The organism is Christensenellaceae bacterium 44-20 (assembly GCA_041223705.1).
In the GTDB taxonomy this organism is placed as follows: domain Bacteria; phylum Bacillota; class Clostridia; order Christensenellales; family Christensenellaceae; genus QANA01.
Genome location: JBCLQU010000001.1, coordinates 113,835 through 130,835, shown reverse-complemented (window position 1 = coordinate 130,835; position 17,001 = coordinate 113,835). Strand labels below are relative to the sequence as shown.

14 protein-coding genes are annotated in these 17,001 nt (G+C 55.7%); 4 read left to right on the top strand and 10 right to left on the bottom strand.

Annotated features, from left to right (window positions below; translation table 11 throughout):
• Nucleotides 1-3: 3 nt before the first annotated feature.
• From thrC to epsC, 3 genes are all read right to left on the bottom strand, one after another.
• Nucleotides 4-1,473, bottom strand: coding sequence for a threonine synthase (gene thrC / locus AALG83_00705; GenBank protein MEY8381684.1), 1,470 nt, complete (start codon nucleotides 1,471-1,473; stop codon nucleotides 4-6).
• Between the two features lie 148 nt (nucleotides 1,474-1,621).
• On the bottom strand, nucleotides 1,622-2,032 hold the full coding sequence (locus AALG83_00700) for a hypothetical protein (GenBank protein MEY8381683.1): 411 nt from the start codon (nucleotides 2,030-2,032) through the stop codon (nucleotides 1,622-1,624).
• A 171-nt stretch (nucleotides 2,033-2,203) separates the two neighbouring features.
• The gene (epsC, locus tag AALG83_00695) at nucleotides 2,204-3,127 is read right to left on the bottom strand and encodes a serine O-acetyltransferase EpsC (GenBank protein ID MEY8381682.1); all 924 of its coding nucleotides are present in this window, start codon (nucleotides 3,125-3,127) and stop codon (nucleotides 2,204-2,206) included.
• Nucleotides 3,128-3,239: 112 nt separating this feature from the next.
• On the opposite strand from epsC, the gene metA reads away from it, so the two are divergent.
• Nucleotides 3,240-4,166: a homoserine O-succinyltransferase gene (gene metA / locus AALG83_00690; protein MEY8381681.1), complete on the top strand. Its 927-nt coding sequence runs from the start codon at nucleotides 3,240-3,242 to the stop codon at nucleotides 4,164-4,166.
• 57 nt (nucleotides 4,167-4,223) lie between these two features.
• Here metA and AALG83_00685 read toward each other — a convergent pair whose 3' ends face one another.
• From AALG83_00685 to AALG83_00675, 3 genes are all read right to left on the bottom strand, one after another.
• Nucleotides 4,224-7,406 (bottom strand): aminotransferase class I/II-fold pyridoxal phosphate-dependent enzyme, encoded by a 3,183-nt coding sequence (locus AALG83_00685; protein ID MEY8381680.1) that lies wholly within the window; start codon nucleotides 7,404-7,406, stop codon nucleotides 4,224-4,226.
• Between the two features lie 100 nt (nucleotides 7,407-7,506).
• On the bottom strand, nucleotides 7,507-9,846 hold the full coding sequence (gene spoIIE / locus AALG83_00680) for a stage II sporulation protein E (GenBank protein ID MEY8381679.1): 2,340 nt from the start codon (nucleotides 9,844-9,846) through the stop codon (nucleotides 7,507-7,509).
• Nucleotides 9,847-9,984: 138 nt separating this feature from the next.
• Complete coding sequence (locus AALG83_00675; protein MEY8381678.1) at nucleotides 9,985-10,284, bottom strand: hypothetical protein; 300 nt, start codon at nucleotides 10,282-10,284, stop codon at nucleotides 9,985-9,987.
• A 103-nt stretch (nucleotides 10,285-10,387) separates the two neighbouring features.
• Between AALG83_00675 and AALG83_00670 the strand changes: the two genes are divergently transcribed.
• On the top strand, nucleotides 10,388-10,999 hold the full coding sequence (locus AALG83_00670; protein MEY8381677.1) for a hypothetical protein: 612 nt from the start codon (nucleotides 10,388-10,390) through the stop codon (nucleotides 10,997-10,999).
• A 158-nt stretch (nucleotides 11,000-11,157) separates the two neighbouring features.
• On the opposite strand, the gene AALG83_00665 is transcribed toward AALG83_00670, so the two are convergent.
• The 4 genes from AALG83_00665 to spoVAC form a co-directional block, all read right to left on the bottom strand.
• On the bottom strand, nucleotides 11,158-12,414 hold the full coding sequence (locus tag AALG83_00665; GenBank protein ID MEY8381676.1) for a competence/damage-inducible protein A: 1,257 nt from the start codon (nucleotides 12,412-12,414) through the stop codon (nucleotides 11,158-11,160).
• A gap of 152 nt (nucleotides 12,415-12,566) precedes the next feature.
• Nucleotides 12,567-12,923, bottom strand: a complete 357-nt coding sequence (spoVAE, locus tag AALG83_00660; protein ID MEY8381675.1) for a stage V sporulation protein AE — start codon at nucleotides 12,921-12,923, stop codon at nucleotides 12,567-12,569.
• Nucleotides 12,923-13,936, bottom strand: coding sequence for a stage V sporulation protein AD (gene spoVAD, locus AALG83_00655; GenBank protein MEY8381674.1), 1,014 nt, complete (start codon nucleotides 13,934-13,936; stop codon nucleotides 12,923-12,925). The genes spoVAE and spoVAD overlap by 1 nt, the downstream gene beginning before the upstream one ends.
• Nucleotides 13,937-13,945: 9 nt before the next feature.
• Nucleotides 13,946-14,419 carry a stage V sporulation protein AC gene (gene spoVAC, locus AALG83_00650; GenBank protein ID MEY8381673.1) on the bottom strand — a complete coding sequence of 158 codons (474 nt, stop codon included), beginning with the start codon at nucleotides 14,417-14,419 and terminating at the stop codon, nucleotides 13,946-13,948.
• 250 nt (nucleotides 14,420-14,669) lie between these two features.
• Here spoVAC and AALG83_00645 point away from each other — a divergent pair, with 250 nt between their 5' ends.
• Complete coding sequence (locus tag AALG83_00645) at nucleotides 14,670-15,809, top strand: cysteine desulfurase family protein (protein ID MEY8381672.1); 1,140 nt, start codon at nucleotides 14,670-14,672, stop codon at nucleotides 15,807-15,809.
• A 3-nt stretch (nucleotides 15,810-15,812) separates the two neighbouring features.
• A complete protein-coding gene (gene thiI, locus AALG83_00640; GenBank protein ID MEY8381671.1) occupies nucleotides 15,813-16,988 on the top strand; it encodes a tRNA uracil 4-sulfurtransferase ThiI in 1,176 nt (391 codons plus the stop codon).
• The last annotated feature ends 13 nt before the right edge of the window (nucleotides 16,989-17,001 follow it).

The window sequence follows — 17,001 nt, the reverse complement described above, 5'->3', positions numbered from 1 at the left end:
CTTCTACAGGTTCTCCAGAACCATTTTGCCCAGCTGCTCCGGGCGGGCGACATCCGAGAACCGCTGTTTTTTATGTGCCAGTTTGCCAATCGCTTCCGGAATGGGCATCTCTGCCAGGCTGGCCAGCTTCTGCGCCGCCAGGAAGGGATCGTCCACGCGCTCCTTGCTGATGGAAAACAGCACGTCTTCCGAGAACTTGAAGGGGCTCGCCGTGGATGCCAGAATGGTCGGCGTTCTCGTCCCCATCAGCTTATTATACTGCTCATAGACATGCTGAGCCACAGCCGTATGCGGATCCATCAGATAGCCATAGGTATCGAACATCTTTTTGATGGTGCGCATGGTGGGATATTCGTCTGCAAACCCGGCGTAAAAATCCCGGGACATCCGCACTTTGATGCTGGTATCCACCGTAAAGCGCCCATTCTCATTCAGCTCGTGCATGAGCTCCTGGATATAGCCCGGGTTTCTGTCATACAGCTCAAAAAGCAGGCGCTCCAGGTTACTGGAAATGAGAATATCCATGGAAGGCGAGATCGTTCGGTAAAACTCGCGGTTGGCAGAGTAGACGCCGCCCTCAAAGAAATCCGTCAAAACAGTATTCTTATTGGAAGCGCAGATCAGCCGCTCCACCGGCAGCCCCATGCGCTTGGCATAATAGGCCGCCAGAATATTGCCGAAGTTGCCCGTGGGCACCGCGATATTGACTTCCTCTCCCAGGCGAATCTCCCCCGCCGCAACCAGCCGCGCATAGGCATAGAGATAGTATGCGATCTGCGGGCAGAGCCGGCCGAAATTGATGGAGTTTGCAGAAGAGAGCGTATATCCCTTTTCCGCCACAGCCTGCACGAATGCCGGGTCGGCAAACAGGCGCTTGACGGCCGTCTGTGCGTCGTCGAAATTGCCCTGCACGCCGCAGACATAGGTGTTCTCGCCCTCCTGCGTCACCATTTGCAGCCGCTGCATCTGGGCGACTCCGTCTGCCGGGTAGAACGTCGCGATGCGCGTTCTGGGGACGTCGCAGAAGCCCTCCAGCGCGGCTTTGCCCGTATCGCCGGATGTCGCCGTCAGGATCAGAACATCCTGCTCCGCGCCCTGCAAAGCGCGCTCCATCAGCCTGGGCAAAACCTGCAGTGCCATATCCTTAAAGGCCAGCGTCGGCCCGTGGAACAGCTCGATGACATATTCCTTATCGCCCAGCTTCTGAATCGGGACAACCTCCCGGTCGTCGAATCTGGCATAGGCAGACCGCGTCATGTTCTCCGCAGTTTCATCGCTAAAACCAAAAAAGGCGGAAAGCACCCGCGCCGCCACTTTATGATAAGGCATCTTTCCCAGCTCTGTAAACATATCCAGCGTAATGATCGGGAAAACTTCCGGGACGAAAAGCCCGCCGTCTCTCGCAATGCCTTTTAAGACGGCCGCAATCGCCGGAATGCTCTCTCCGGAATTTCTGGTGCTGATTAAATTCATGCTATCCCTCCAAATATATGTTGGTACATTTAGATTATAGCACGCCGCCTTTTTGCATTCAATAAGCAACTCCCGGCTCTTTGGCGTATTTTATCAGAAACTGCGGCAAATCAAAAGGCCGCGGGGCATTGCCGCGGCCTTGAAAGGGCTAGATGACATATTGTTTTAAAAGTTCTGGGATGTTCGCGATATCCGCGCTGACATTGAGCACAATCTTCAGATTATTCTTATCCGCCAGAATATCCAGCTCTGTAAAAAACTCTGTCAGCTCATCCGGCGTTTTGCCGATCATGTGCAAAAACGCATCCATATAGATAGCCGAAATATCGAAGTTCTGGGCAAGCATTCCGCACAGGAAGCCGTATAGCTTATCTTCAGTATCCACATTATACTCTGTAACATCTACAAAGCGCACTTCCCGATCCACATCGTACATATAGCGCTTGTTGTCGTCCATAAAAACGACATTTCCATCCGCGGCCTTTGCCTCGGCATTCACCATTTCAATTAAGCGCTTGGTCTTTCCGCTTCCCTTGGACCCATAAATCAACTGAATCATGCGAAACATCCCCTTTGTTTTATATTGAAACAAACCCCCGCAGAAAAAATGTTTTCTCTGAGGATTTTTCTTCCCTATTCACTTTTTTCACTCGAAAGAATAATTGGTTATGCTATTTATTCTTCCCCCTGGGAGCAAATTCCTTCTTTCTGTTTCAAGTTTTCAAAAATTCTATTTTCTCTGGGAGATGATGGGCTTTGGCGCCGCGTTATAGACCGTCGTATGCGGCGGAACAGAATGCACCAGCCAGACGTTGCCGCCGATGACGCTGTCGTGCCCGATGGTAACATCCCCGCCCAGAATGGTCGCCCCGGCATAGATCACGACGTTATCCTCGATATTCGGGTGCCGCTTGACTCCCTTGACCGGATTGCCCCGCTCATCCACTTCAAAGCTCTTGGCCCCCAGCGTTACTCCCTGATACAGCTTGACGCGGTTGCCGATGACGCAGGTCTCCCCGATGACGACGCCCGTGCCGTGGTCGATAAAAAAGCTGCTGCCAATGCTCGCGCCGGGGTGAATATCGATGCCGGTCAGCTGATGCGCATACTCCGTCATGATCCGCGGAATGAGCGGCACCTCCAGCAAAAACAGCTCGTGCGCCAAGCGATAGATGCTGACCGCCTCGACCGAAGGATAGCTCAGCAAAATCTCCTCGACGTTCTTGGCCGCAGGATCGCCCTCATAGGCCGCCGCAATATCCAGCGTCAGCATTTTGCGGACCTGCAAAACCCGCTCCATAAACTGCGCCGTGATCTCATCGGCATGGGCAAAGCACTCCCTGCCGCCGCAGTTCTGCTTTTTTTCCAGCTCGCATTTGTTGATCAGAACGTCGCGGATCATCGCGTTCAAAAGCATCGCCGCGTTGTTGAGTTTATCCATCACCTTGGCCGAGAGATAATCCGCATTCACCAGCTCCCTCTCATATAAGCTCGGGAAAAGCGCCGTTTTCAGCTCGGAAAGCAGCTCAATCACCCTTCCCTTCATGCCAAAGCCGCTGATGTTATCCGTCAGAAGATGCCGGGCGTTGATGCCCACCAGCTCTTCCGCCAAATCGTGAGATTTATTTTTCATCCACTCGCTGATTTTGCTCATGATATCTTCATTCCCCAAAAAATATTTGCACTCTCTTCTATACAATCATTCTAAGATAAAGTATAATAGTTGTCAAACGCCTTGGCGACTTCAAAAAAGGGAGGAACAAACCGTGCCAATCAACATTCCCAGCAGTTTGCCGGCAGCCAAAACGCTGTCTGACGAAGGGATTTTCATTATGACGGATGAGCGCGCGCGCACGCAGGATATCCGCCCGCTTAAAATTGCAATTTTGAACCTGATGCCCACCAAAATCGAGACTGAGACGCAGCTTCTGCGCCTTCTTGGCAATTCGCCCCTGCAAGTCGAGATCATCCTGCTGCGCCCAAAATCGCATGAATCTAAAAACACCTCCAAAACGCACCTGGAGACTTTTTATAAAACCTTCGAGGAGATCCGCTCTTCCAAGCTGGATGGCCTGATCATCACGGGCGCGCCCGTGGAAAACCTCCCGTTCGAGCAGGTGGATTACTGGGAGGAGCTCTGCGAGATCATGGAATGGAGCAAAAAGAACGTCTTTTCCACGTTCCATATCTGCTGGGGCGCCCAGGCCGGGCTGTATTATCACTACGGAATCCCCAAGCACGAGCTGCCCGCCAAGATGTTTGGCATATTCGAGCACCATGTCACGGATAAATCCACGCAGCTCACCCGCGGGTTCGACGATATTTTCTGGGCGCCGCATTCCCGGCATACCGGGATCAACCGGGAAGAGATCGAGAAAAATCCATCGCTGCATATCATCAGCGAATCCCCCGAGGCCGGCGTCTATATCGCCATCGCCAAAAACGGGCGGCAGATCTTCGTAACCGGCCATTCAGAATACGATCCGCATACGCTCAAAGGCGAATACGACCGCGATATCGCAAAAGGCCTCGAGATCGCCGTCCCCTGCAACTACTACCCAGAGGACGATCCCACGCTCAGCCCCATCGTCCGCTGGAGAGGGCATGCGAATCTATTATATTGCAACTGGCTCAACTATTATGTATATCAGCAAACGCCGTATAATCTCTCGGAGATCGATGATCATGAATAAGCAAAAGCCGCAGGCCAAAACCTGCGGCTTTTGCTATCTCTTTTTACAGTGCGCTGTCTATGCCTCCTGCAAGGCCTCCCTCAGAGCATCCAGCGCCCCGCCCATCTGCTCCTGCGTATGCAGCGCAGAGACGAAGAAGCGAAGCTGTGCCTGCCCCTGCTTCATTTCCGGCCACGCGGCAATGGGCGCATAATACCCCTTTTGCAGGAGCTTTTTGCAAACCTGCTCTGCCTGCTCCGTCGAGCCGACAGCGACGGGGAATACAGCCGATTTTGCATTGCCCTGCATTTTTATGCCCCTCTTTTGCGCGGCGCTTTGGAAGAACGCGATGTTTTCCTGAAGCTTTTCGACGATGGACTGATCGGATGCAGACAGCTCCAAAATTTTCTCCACCGCACCGACCGATGCGAAATCCGGCGCGCCGGCATCAAACTCCGGCAGCGTATATCTGAGGTAATCCATCAGCGCCGCATCGCCCGCAATGTAGCCGCCGTTGGCGCCAAATGCGCCGCAGAGACTGCCCGTTCGAATCTCGATGGCCGGCCCCGGGATGCCCAGCAGCTCCTCGATGCCGCCGCCCGATGCGCCCAGCACACCGTCGCTGTGCGAGCCGTCTAAAAGCAGCCAGCAGCGGTATTTCCCCTTCAGGCGCACCAGCTCTTCCAGCGGGCAAAGCTCCCCGTTTTGGAGGCAAACGCCCTCTGCCGCGATCAGCACTTTCTCATATTTGCCCTGCGCCGCGCGCAAAAGCGTTTCCAGCGCCGGCATATCCCCATGAGGGTAAAACTGCAATTCCGCCTTGGCGCTTTGGCAGCCGCAGCGCAGTGCCGCAGAAGCCGCCTCGTCGCATAACACCAGATCCTTTTCTCCAAACAGATGCCGGATGACAGCGCCGTTTGCGCCAAAAGCATCCGCCAGCAAAAGCGCCGCATCTACATGCTTGCGCTGGGCAATTTGCCGCTCCACTTTGCCGTAAATATCGCATTCGCCCGTCTGTCTGCGGCCTCCGCCCTTGCCTACGCCATAGCGCTTGACTGCCTTTCTGGCCGCGCGCACCACATCCGAATTTTTGGAGACGCCGAGATAATCCGCATTCGCAAAGCTGACGACGCTCTTGCCGCCGGCCGCCTTTTCCAGATCGATGAACTGCGCTCCCTGCATCTGGTACTGCGCCCTGTGTTCCTCAAAATTCCGTGCCTCGCTCATATCCGCAAACGAGGTGATGCGCCGCACAGCCTCGCTGCCCTCGCCCTCTCCCGAGAGCGCCGTGTTCTTATAGATGAGCTCTGCAATTTCATAGACGTTGACCGCCCTTGCGAAATCCTCATCCGAAATCTCGATATTGTACTTCTCTTCCAGCTGCGCGATGACGCCGATGACCGAGAGGCTGTCTCCGCCCAAATCGATGACAAAATGCGCCCGCTCGCCGATCTCTTCCTCCGGCAAAATCAACACATCCGAGAAGATTTTGCGCACTTCCTGCTTAATCTGCAAAAACCTCGGATTGGCGTTCTCGCCCTCTGTGCCCACATCCTCGCTCATCTGCTCCAGAGCGGCATCCATAGGCCTGCATTTCCAGCTTCCGTTTTCCACCAGCTTTTTGAGCTTCTGGCGCTGCACTTTGATGCCGTTGGCCAAAGGCATGGGAGCGTCCGAAACCAGAACCCGCTTGACCTGCTTATACATGGGCAGGCCGCCGTTGATCTCCGCGATGCGCATGGAGGCCGCGGCAAATTCCGTGCTGGAAATACCTTCCTCCATCTTCAGGATCATGGCAATCTGCTCATATGGCTCGCCGACGTCCAGCCCCAAAACCACCATCTGCTCCACGCCGGGCAGCTCGGAGAAATATCCCTCCACTTCGTCGGGATACACATTCTCTCCAGAGGCCCCGATGATCACTTCTTTGACGCGCCCCTCAATCCAGAGGCGGCCATCCTCATCCAGCCGGGCAATATCTCCCGTCTGATACCACTCTTCCTCCCGGGGGACGAATTTTCCCCCGATCATGCGCCCGGAGAAAAGCGAATCGCCCCGGATGACCAGCTCGCCGGCGTTCTGGTCTGCGCCCATAGGCAAAACCTTGTATTCCACGCTTTCGAAGGGCTTGCCCACGCTGGCTTCCAGGCGCACGTCAATATCCCGGCTCAGCTCCACCGAAGTGATGCCGGCCTCCGTCATGCCAAAGCCGTTATAGAGCGGGTATCCGATGTCGTTGATGATGCGCATGGTCTCGGGCACGATGTGCCCGCCGCCGTTGATGAGGAAGCGCACGCCCGAGCCAATCAGCTCCTGCTGAATGCTCTTAAGGGCCGATGCCCCCAAAATCTTCCGGCCGGATTTTTTCATATTTTTCTGCATCGTATGGCTGATTTTCGAGAGCGTCTCAAACTGTTTCTGTCGCCGCTCTCCGCCCTGGCGCACTTTTCGCATGATGCCCTGGGCGACGTTGTTCCAAAAGAGCGGAACATTGAAGATATGCGTTACCTGATGCTTCCTGCAAGCCTCCATAATGCCTTTGGGGCTCTTATCCGAGAGATAGACGATGGTCTTTCCAAAGAAGGAAAACCAAAGATAGACGGCGACAAACCCGAAGATATGGTGCATGGGCAAAAAAGCCAGGTTCTTGAGCGGGCCGTCCGCCGCATCATACATGATATCCTCGTTCTCCCCCAGGAAATATTTGGCGTTCTCGATTTGCTTGGCCATGGCAAAGCCGTCGTAAGCGTAAATTTTCGAAGTCCCGGTGGTGCCCGAAGTGCAGAGGCAAACCATATCCGCCCACTTTGGCTCATAGCTGTTTTTCGCCTTCTTTTCCAGCAGCTCCGCCGGGCGCAGGATTTTCATCCCGGGGTATTTCTCCTGTTCCTCGGTGATAATGCCGATGGCGCCGGATTCCGTCAGAAGATGCTGGGTGATGTTCTGCTCTGCCCGAACGTCCAGCAGCAGCGGCACGTTCCCGCTCATCAAAATGCCCCAGAGCATGGCCGGCCATGCGGGCGAGTTCTCCAGCTTAATGCCCACACACTTGTTCTTCGCCCCAATTTCCTTTTCCAGCGCCTGGCCCACGCCTCTGGCCAGCGCGCGGTATGCTTCATATGTAACAGTCGTCAGCGTTCCGTCTTTTTCCGTCAGCTCTGCCGCCGTCCTCTCGCCGTATCCGCACATGATCTCAAACACATTGCGGAATGTATAGCTCCCGGAAAGCTTCGAGAGAGCCTCCATGCATTCTTTTACCATACGATTTCTCACTCCTTGCCCTCATCGGGCCAAAGCATCCAAACTATCACATATTTTACCATAAAAAAGAGGGCGCCTGCAACTGCGCCCTCTCTTTGCTTCAGCGGACTGCCTTATTTTTGATGACCCGCGCCACCATCACCGTCATATCGTCTCCCGCCTTTGCCCCGTAAGCCGCATAAGCGTAGGAGAGAATCTGGTTTGCAATATCGTCTGCGTTGCGCATCTCAGCGGCATCGCGAATCGCCTTATGCAGGCCGTCGTCCGCGTTTTCCAAATCTGCAATGCCGTCTGTAAACATCAGGATGATATCCCCGTGCTCCAGCTCCACGTCGTAAACCACCGGCTCATAGTCGTCCAAAATGCCGATGGGCAGCGAACCCGCATCCAGCTTCCGAATCCCGTTTCTGCCGATGATATACGAGTGCGGCGCCCCGATTTTGGTAAACCGCGCTTTCCCGTCGATGAGGTTGATCATGCATAGATCCATCGTCGAGAAAATATCGTCGCTGCTGCTCAAAATCAGCAGCTTGTTGATGGCGTCTAAAATCGTCTTGTCGTCAAAGCTGGCCCGGTAGAAATCCTCCATCAGGGTGACGGCCGTGCGGCTTTCCCGGGCAGCGCGCTCGCCGCTCCCCATGCCGTCGCAAAGCAGCATCATATAGCGCCCGTCTCTGAGCGCCTCGAAGGAATGCGTGTCGCCCGAAATGGAGCTCCCCTCCTTTGGCATCATGGCCACGCCCGTCTGCAAGCTGTAATTTTTCGCCTGCTCATAGCGCAGCCGGCAGTTTTTCCCGCAGACCGAATACCCCCGCGCTTTTTCCATGGGCATCCCGCATGCCCCCGAAACCGCGCGCCGGATTTTCGTCTCGCAGGCCTCTCTGCCGCCGCAGCCCTTGACTACCAGATCCACATTCAGCGCCCCGGCCGAAAACTCGGCGCAAACCTCCCGCACAGGCACGCCAATCTCGTCCAGAGCCAGCCTGATATTCTCCTCCATCTCGTCCCTGAAATCGATGTCCACCTGCACTTCCCGCAGCAGCGAATCGATCACCCTCGAGACGCCGATCATCTGGTCGCCAATCATGCCCCGGCTCTCGGCGATTTTGCCCTCCCACTTGCTGTTGGTGTTGAATTTTTCAAATGTCATGGTGGCGGCAGAAATGAGCTTGTCCGCTCGGATGCACTTTTTGCTGAACGCACCCAAATCCCGCTCGGTCAGCTTCTTCCCGCTGTCATATTTGGCATAGAGCTTTTGCATCAGCTCATAGGTCGCCTCGAAATTCACGTCCCAGCAGCTTCTGAAAAACATGCAGTTGGCGCAGGCCTCTTCCGGGATGTTCGCCATGGTGTAGGAAATGTTTCCCTCCTCCCGGCTTTTATTGGCCGATTCGCCGAATACTCTGGCAGAGTTTTGAAAGACCGTGGAGATCTCTTTGAGCCTGCCCACCGTCAGCTCCCGAAAGCGCTCCTCTCTCAGCGTCTGCTCCTTATTCCAGAACAGATTGGCGTCCACATAAACTTCCAGCTTTTCCACAAAGCTTCTTGGGGTAAACAAAAAAGCGATGGCCGCAATCACCATGCCCACAACCGAGACATTGCGCAGCTCTCCATAGCAGATATAGAAGACAAAAAACGCCTGGGTAACCAGAAAGCTCAAGCAGACGCCCGCTCGCTTCATTTTGCGGCAGGCCCCGGCCGCAAGCGCAGAGATGCCATATGCCGCAATGTTGAGTGGGTTTGTCCCAACGATGACGCACGCCAGAGCCGAGCACATGCCCACGCCCGCGCCGATGGCCGCCCCGCCGACATACGCCGCAAAAATCGAGACATATGCCGCCACAACCTCGCGCAGATATACGCCAAACAGCGCCAGATCTCCCAGCCCCATCACGGCCAGCAGGCCCAGGAAGCAGAGGCTGATGATCTCCTCATCCGAAAGCACTTTGCGCCGCCGGCCTGCAAAAAGCCGCAGAGCCGTGTGAAAGACGACGATCATCAGCAGTGTGATGAGCATCTCGATCAGCGAAGAGAGGATGGGCAGAATCAGCCCCAGCTTGAATGCCAGCGTGCAGCCCAGGTAGGAAATGCCCGCCGCCGCCAGCGCAATCGGTGTCCGGGCCGGCAGTTTCACGGCCTGCGCGACGATCATCAGCGCCGCCGCAACGCCCACCACCGAGAAGCAGTAGGGCGCGTTTGCCATATGCAGGGAATATGTCGCCATAGAGGCCAGCACGCCCCCCAGCGCCATATACGGGTTGAGCACGCTCTGGTTCAAAAATGCCGCCAGAACGTATGCCACGCCAAACGGCCAGATGGTCTCCCCGATGCGCACTCTCCCAACCAAAAAACCGCCAAAAAATGTAATCGCCAGATAGATGGCGGTCCGCAGCGTAATGTTGAGTTCAATTTTCCTTTGCCGCTCTTGCCTAGATTGCATTTCCCCACCTCATTTTATTATTCCAGTGAGAAAATTAGAACACGCCGCGCCCAGCAGAAAATGTCGCTCTGTGCACGAATTTTTTTACAAATTCTGCGAAAAACAAAGCCGGATTTTATGTTTCGGCAAAATGAGCCGCTATCTGATTTTATTCGCTATCTCGCCCAGCTTTTGCCGCTGCCCGTCCGTGAGCATGGGAGAAACGCTTTGGATAAAGGATTGCAGGCCTTCCTGCGTGAAGCTGCCGTCCCGCTTGCCCTGCTCCACCTGAGAGAGCAGCGCGGAAAACAGCTCATCCTCGCTTTTGCCTTCATACTGGGAAATTTGCTCCTGTATTTGCTGGGCCTGCTCCTGTTTGTCCCTCGGAATTTCCCTTGCAATTCTCTCATCGACATTTTTCCCTTTTCGCCTTGCAAAATTTTTTAAATCTCTTGCCATAAAAATGCCTCCGTTTTTTATCAATATATGCGGCCCGCGGTTTTTTGTGCACATCTGTGCTTTTTCGGAATAGGATAATAGGAAGAGCGAGGAGGTTTGTTACATGGAATACTGGAATCGAAAAATGCCCGAGCGCAGCGCCGTTCAGATGCCTGCGCCGCAAAAGCCAAAGGAGGCGGCGCCTCCCCCTGCCCTTTCCGGCTCTCTGCAGTCGCTGCTTTCCATGGCGATGGTAAATGAGCTCTCCCAGCCGCAGATGCTGAGCCTGCTGCGCGATCTCTATCCCTATGCCGCGCCGCACGACCGCAATGCCATTGCCGATATCCTGGGCTATGAGCAGGCGGCCAAAGAGCTGGCCTATCACAGCTCCCGCCCCAATCTGGGCGGCTTTAGCATGAAAAAGCGCTATCTCACCGCTCAGGACCGCATGCTTGGCATGCTGGACGTGTTCAAAAAGCATAATCCCGCGTCCGCTAAGAACTTCTCCCAGCTGGAGCGGGTTTTGCAGATGCAGAAAAAGCTCTCCCGCATCGACCCTAAACGCCCGGAGAGCATGTTTTCCCTGCTCCCGATGTTTGGCGGGCCGGATCTCAGCGGAATGGGGCAGATGATGAATATGGTGAAAAATATGAGCCAAAATGGCGGCATGGAGCAGATGATGAAAAACATGGGCGGCGCCTTTGGCGGAGGCGGCCCGGGCAAGGAAAAGCCCTGATGCGCACCGGATATCAACACAAAAAGAAGCCCCGCCCGGATAGGCGGCGGCTTTCGTCTAATCTTTTGGCAGGGAAGCAGTTTTTGCCAATCTCCTGATGGGCAAATGCCCCTGCCGCATGTATAAAAAGCGGGGTGAATGCTCACCCCGTTTTTTTGCTATTTCTTTTGATTTTCCCGAATCGCTTCCAGCACCAGCTTCAGCGCCTGCTGAGAGGCGATATAGCGGATATGCTCTCTGCTTCCGGCCTTCCTAGAGCCCGAAAGATACCGCACAACCTTGGAATAGCCCTCCGAGCTGACGCCCAGATAGACAAGCCCCACCGGCTTTTCCGGCGTCCCGCCGCCCGGCCCGGCAATGCCCGTAACCGAAACGCCGATATCCGCCCCGGAAAGCCGCCGGATGCCCTCGGCCATCTCCCGCGCCGTCTGCTCGGAAACCGCGCCGAACTGCTCCAGCGTCCGCTGGGAAACGCCCAAAAGCTCGTGCTTGATGCGGTTCGCATACGAGCAAACCCCGCATTCAAAGACATCGCTTGCGCCGGGAATTTCGGTAATCCGCTTGGAAATCAGCCCGCCTGTGCAGCTCTCCGCCGTGGCGACTTTGAGCCCCTTCTCCTTTAGCTGCTGCACCACCGCCTGCTCCATGTTTTCCACATCCACACCATAGACCACATCGCCCAGCATTTCCTGAATTTCCGCCACGACCGGCTCGATGAGCGCATAGGCCTGCTCCTGCGTCTTGGCCGAAGCCGTTACCCGAAGCTGCACTTCGGATTGCTTGGCATATGGCGCGACAGTCGGGTTCAGATGGCTGAGCATATAATCCCGCAGCCGGTATTCCACCTCGCTCTCCCCCATGCCGACGATGCGGATCGTCCGGGAAACCAGCACTTTCTCGGAAAACTTTTGCAGATAGGGCCGGATGCGCGCCTCAAACATGGCCGTCATCTCATAGGGCGGCCCGGGCATGAGCACGGCGATTTTGCCATCTCCCTCCACGGCAAGGCCAGGGGCCGTCCCGTTGTCGTTATCGAAGACGACCGCGCCCTCAGGCATATCCGCCTGCTTGAGGTTGTTGGGCGTGGGCTCTTTTCCCGCTTTGGCAAAATACTCCATCAGCCGCTGATAGGAGTGCTCGTCCCGCCGCATGTTCCGCCCGAAATATGCCGCCACCGTCTCTTTTGTCAGATCGTCGTAGGTCGGCCCAAGGCCGCCTGTCATGAGCACCAGATCCGCCCGGGAAAACGCGATGGCCAGGCTCTCCTTCAGCCGCTCCGGGTTGTCGCCCACCACAGACTGTGTATAGAGATCGATGCCAAGGTCCGCCAGCTGCCTGGCCAGATATGCCGCATTTGTATTCACAATATCCCCGAGCAGCAGCTCGGTTCCAACGCATAATATTTCCGCTACCATGTTTTCTTCCTCCTGCATGAACTAGTGTATCACAAATTCGCGCGGCCGGCATATGCTACTTTGGAAAATCTTTTTCACCTTTGAAATTCGCCAAACATCCCATCAAAAAAACAGCATCTTTTTGCAGATGCTGTTTTTCTTTGCGGCTGCGCTTATTTTTTGACCTTCGGGTTGAAGATGACCGAAACCAGGAAGCCAAAGACGACCGCCGCCGCAATGCCGCCTGCCGTAGCCATGACGCCGCCTGTGAAGATGCCGATGGCGCCCTTTTCCGCCACCTGCTCGATGACGCCGTTGGCCAGCGAATAGCCAAAGCCCGTCAGCGGCACAGTCGCCCCGGCTCCGGCATATTCCACAATGGGCTTATACACCCCAAGCGCCGTCAAAATGCACCCTGCCGTAACGAAGGTTACCAAAATCCGCGCCGGCGTCATGTTGGTCAGAGACATCAGAAGCTGCCCGATGACGCAAATCAGCCCGCCAACCCAGAACGCATTAATATAATCCATCATTTGCCTGCTCTCCTTTCGATATGCACTGCATGCGCGATGCTGGGGATGCTCTCCCCCTGCTGTACGCTGGTGGGAGAAAGCAGCGCGCCCGTGGCGACGAACAGAATCCTCTGCAAATCTCCGTCCAGCATCTTTTTGAAGAAATATGCGTTGAGCACGCTGGCGCCGCATCCGCATCCGCTGGCGCCGCAGTTTTTATCCATGCCCTCGAAGATCATCTTGCCGCAGTCTTTGTGCACGCCCGAGAGATCCACATTGTTTCTGCCCGCCAGATCCAGCAGAATATCCGAGCCAAAAATGCCGAGATCTCCCGTGATAATGGCGTCGTAGTAGCCGGGATCGACATTCAAATCCTCCAGATTGGAGAGAATCGTCTGCACGGCGGCAGGCGCCATGGCCGCCCCCATGTTGTTGGCGTCCTTGATGCCAAAATCCACCACTCGGCCCACGGTTACAGATTTAACCTCCAGATCGCCCTGCTCGGCCGAGATCACCGTCGCGCCCGCTCCCGTAACCGTATCCTGGCCGGTGGGCGGCTTGGGCGTGCCCAGCTCCAGCGGATAGCGGAACTGCCGCTCTGCCGTGGCGAAATGGCTGCTGGTCGCACAGAGAATATTTTGCGCAAAGCCGCCGTCAATGAGCATGCTGCCAATGCAAAGCGATTCCGCCATGGAAGAGCATGCGCCGTAAAGCCCCAAAAACGGGATATCCAGATCTCTGGCCGAATAGCCGGCAGAGATGATCTGGTTGAGCAAGTCTCCGCCCAGCATATAGTGAATATCTTTCAGGCCCAGCCCCGCAGATTCCACAGCCTTCTTGGCCGCCTCCATGAAAAATCTCTTCTCCGCCTTTTCAAAGGAATCCTGGCCCCACATCGCATCCTGCGCGATCTGGTCGAAATAGCCGCCCAGCGGCCCTTTTCCCTCTTCCTGGCCCACGGCGCTGCCTCTGCCCCGAATGAGCACGGGGTGGTCAAACTGCACGGTATACGTTCCAACTCTTTTGCCCATCTTTGCCTCCTATAACTGAATGACGCCCAGCGCGTTCAAAATAAAGTAGATCAGCCCGACGAGCACAGAAGTCGAGATGCCGTAAACCAGCACAGGCCCGGCAATGGTAAACAGCTTTGCCCCAACGCCCAGGACATATCCCTCCCGCTTATACTCCAGCGCCGGGGATACCATGGAGTTTGCAAAGCCCGTGATCGGGACGATGCTACCCGCTCCGGCAAATTTCCCGATGACATCGTAAATGCCAAGGCCGGTTAGAAGCGCTCCAAAAAAGATGAGCACGATGCAGGTAAACGCTGCCGTCCCCTTCTCATCCAGTTTCAGCAGATTCTTTCCGATATCCGAAACGCCCTGGCCGATGACGCAGATCAGCCCGCCCACCAAAAACGCCTTGATACAGCTGGAAAACGTATGGGATTTTGGCATGGTCTCTTTGACGTACTCGTTGTAGTTGCCTATTTCCTGTTTTTTCTTAATGTTCATGACGCACGTCCTTTTCCGTTAAAATTTGATTGCGCATCTCCCGCTCCTGTGGGCTGTTTTTCGCGCCCAAGTCATCTGCGGGGATGTTTTGATACTCTTTCATCGCAAAACCCTCCTGTTTTTCTGATAGTATCTGTTTTTTCATCAGGTATTATTCGACAATCCCGGCGCCGCGTGGTAAAATAAGTGCAGTTTATATAGAGAAAACAATTTTTTACCGGCAATCGGATCTTTGTTGGAAAGGCATAGCATGATCTATCTGGATAACGCGGCGACGACCAAACCCTCGCCCAGCCTTGCGGCTCTTTTTGAGCGGCATATCGAAACTGAGTGGTTCAACCCTTCGGCCATGTATCCCCCGGCGGTCAGCGCCGAGCGGGATCTGCGCCAGGCCCGGGATTTCCTCTGCGGCGTTTTGCGCGCAGACGGTGCGCTCTTCAACTCCTGCGGCACGGAGGGCGCCAACACCGTCATTTTCAAGGGATGGCGCAGGCAGGGCGGCAAAAAACTGCATTTCATCACCACCGCCTATGAGCACCCCTGCGTCTACGAGGCGTTTGCCGAGCTCAAAAAAGAGGGGCACCGTGTGGATTTTCTAACCCCCGGCCCAGACGGCTCGGTTCACCCGGAGCAGCTCGCGGCGCTGGTCTGCCCGGAGACGGCGCTGGTGAGCATCATGCACGTGAACAACGAAACCGGCTCCATCAACGATATTGCGGCGCTTTCTGCGGCAGTCAAGCAGAAAAACCCCGAGGCAGTGTTCCATTCAGACGGCGTTCAGGGCTTTTTGAAAGTTCCCTTCGATATGGCCGCCAGCCAGGTGGACTACTACACCGCCAGCGCCCATAAGATCCATGGCCTCAAGGGGACGGGCGCGCTGTTCTACCGAAAGGGCGCCCCGCTCAAGGCCTATCTTCTGGGCGGCGGGCAGGAGGGCGCGCTGAGAAGCGGCACGGAAAATACCTTCGGCATCCTGGCCTTTGCCCAGGCTGCCCGGGAATATCTAGACGGGCACGCGGAAAAAATCGCCCATATGCGCGCTTTGCAGGCGCAGCTGCGCCAGAGCCTGATGCAGATTCCAGGCACTGTCTGCATCACGCCTGAGCACTGCGCGCCGCATATTCTCAATCTCTCGTTCCCCGGCATGCGCGGCGAAGTGCTGCTGCATCTGCTGGAGCAAAAGGAGATCTATGTCGCCACGGGCTCGGCCTGCTCCTCCAAAAAAATCGGCTATTCGCGCATTCATAAAGCACTGGGCATCCCAAAAGACGTCTCCCAGTGCGCCCTGCGCCTGAGCCTCTGCCCGGAAAATACCGCCCAGCAGATGGAGCAGACTGCCGCGGCCATCCGCGAAATTTTAGCAAAATACCAAGGCTTTGTCAGGAGATAAGCGATGATACCAATTATTTTAGTGCGTTATGGAGAGATCCACCTCAAGGGCCAGAACCGCCCCCGTTTTGAAAAGATGCTCAAGGATAGCATGAGTGCGGCGGTGCGCCGTTTTGGCGGCAGCGTCAAAAAAGGCGACGGCCGGTTTTATGTGCGCCATATCGAGCAAAGCCAGATTCCTGCGGCGATGGATGCGCTGTGCAAGGTGTTTGGCGTGCACTCCGTCAGCCCGGCCTACGAGATGGAGAAAGATCTGAGCGCTGTCTGCCAAAAGGCGGCAGATCTGGCCCAGGCCGAGATGGCGCGGCTGGGCCTTTCCTCCACCAGCTTTAAAGTGAAGGGCAAGCGCTCGGATAAGCGCTATCCCTTAAGCTCTATGGAAGTTGCGGCGGAGGTCGGCGGCTATATTTTGGAGCATGTCCCGGGCCTTAGTGTAGATGTGAAAAACCCACAGCTGACGGTCTACGTCGAGATGCGCGAGCAGGCCTATGTCTATACCAGCATCCTGCCCGGCAAAGGCGGCATGCCGCTGGGCTCCAGCGGCAAGGCGATGCTGCTGCTCTCGGGCGGCATCGATAGCCCCGTGGCCGGATATATGGTGGCCAGCCGCGGCGTTTATCTGGAAGCCGTGCACTACCACAGCTTCCCTTATACCAGCGAGCGCGCCAAAGAAAAGGTTTTGACGCTGGCCAAGCTTTTGGCGCAATATACCGGCCCCATCCGGCTACATATCGTGCATTTCACGGAAATTCAGATGGCGATCTATGAAAAATGCCCGGAAGAACAGCTGACCATCCTCATGCGCCGCTATATGATGAAAATCGCCGAGCGCGTCGCTCTGGAAAACCAGTGCCAGGCCATCGTCACGGGCGAGAGCATCGGGCAGGTCGCCAGCCAGACCATCGCCAGCCTGCATGTAACCAACAGCGCTGTCGATCTTCCGGTCTTCCGGCCGCTCATCGGCATGGATAAGGATGAGATCATCGAGCGCGCCCGCACCATCGGCACGTTTGAAACCTCCATCCTCCCCTATGAGGATTGCTGTACGGTGTTCGTGCCCAAGCACCCGGTTACCCGGCCGAACCTGCGCAAAATCGAGCTTTCGGAAAAGCTTCTGGAGGAAGAAGCGCTCATCGCAGACGCCCTCTCCAAAACCGAGACGATTCTGGTGGAGCCGTAAAGCCGCTCCTCTG

What these genes read in the sequence shown, in the direction of transcription:
- thrC (MEY8381684.1), bottom strand. Translation starts at nt 1,473, where the DNA reads ATGAATTTAATCAGCACCAGAAATTCCGGAGAGAGCATTCCGGCGATT.
- AALG83_00700 (MEY8381683.1), bottom strand. Translation starts at nt 2,032, where the DNA reads ATGATTCAGTTGATTTATGGGTCCAAGGGAAGCGGAAAGACCAAGCGC.
- epsC (MEY8381682.1), bottom strand. Translation starts at nt 3,127, where the DNA reads ATGAGCAAAATCAGCGAGTGGATGAAAAATAAATCTCACGATTTGGCG.
- AALG83_00685 (MEY8381680.1), bottom strand. Translation starts at nt 7,406, where the DNA reads ATGGTAAAAGAATGCATGGAGGCTCTCTCGAAGCTTTCCGGGAGCTAT.
- spoIIE (MEY8381679.1), bottom strand. Translation starts at nt 9,846, where the DNA reads ATGCAATCTAGGCAAGAGCGGCAAAGGAAAATTGAACTCAACATTACG.
- AALG83_00675 (MEY8381678.1), bottom strand. Translation starts at nt 10,284, where the DNA reads ATGGCAAGAGATTTAAAAAATTTTGCAAGGCGAAAAGGGAAAAATGTC.
- AALG83_00670 (MEY8381677.1), top strand. Translation starts at nt 10,388, where the DNA reads ATGGAATACTGGAATCGAAAAATGCCCGAGCGCAGCGCCGTTCAGATG.
- AALG83_00665 (MEY8381676.1), bottom strand. Translation starts at nt 12,414, where the DNA reads ATGGTAGCGGAAATATTATGCGTTGGAACCGAGCTGCTGCTCGGGGAT.
- spoVAE (MEY8381675.1), bottom strand. Translation starts at nt 12,923, where the DNA reads ATGGATTATATTAATGCGTTCTGGGTTGGCGGGCTGATTTGCGTCATC.
- spoVAD (MEY8381674.1), bottom strand. Translation starts at nt 13,936, where the DNA reads ATGGGCAAAAGAGTTGGAACGTATACCGTGCAGTTTGACCACCCCGTG.
- spoVAC (MEY8381673.1), bottom strand. Translation starts at nt 14,419, where the DNA reads ATGAACATTAAGAAAAAACAGGAAATAGGCAACTACAACGAGTACGTC.
- AALG83_00645 (MEY8381672.1), top strand. Translation starts at nt 14,670, where the DNA reads ATGATCTATCTGGATAACGCGGCGACGACCAAACCCTCGCCCAGCCTT.
- thiI (MEY8381671.1), top strand. Translation starts at nt 15,813, where the DNA reads ATGATACCAATTATTTTAGTGCGTTATGGAGAGATCCACCTCAAGGGC.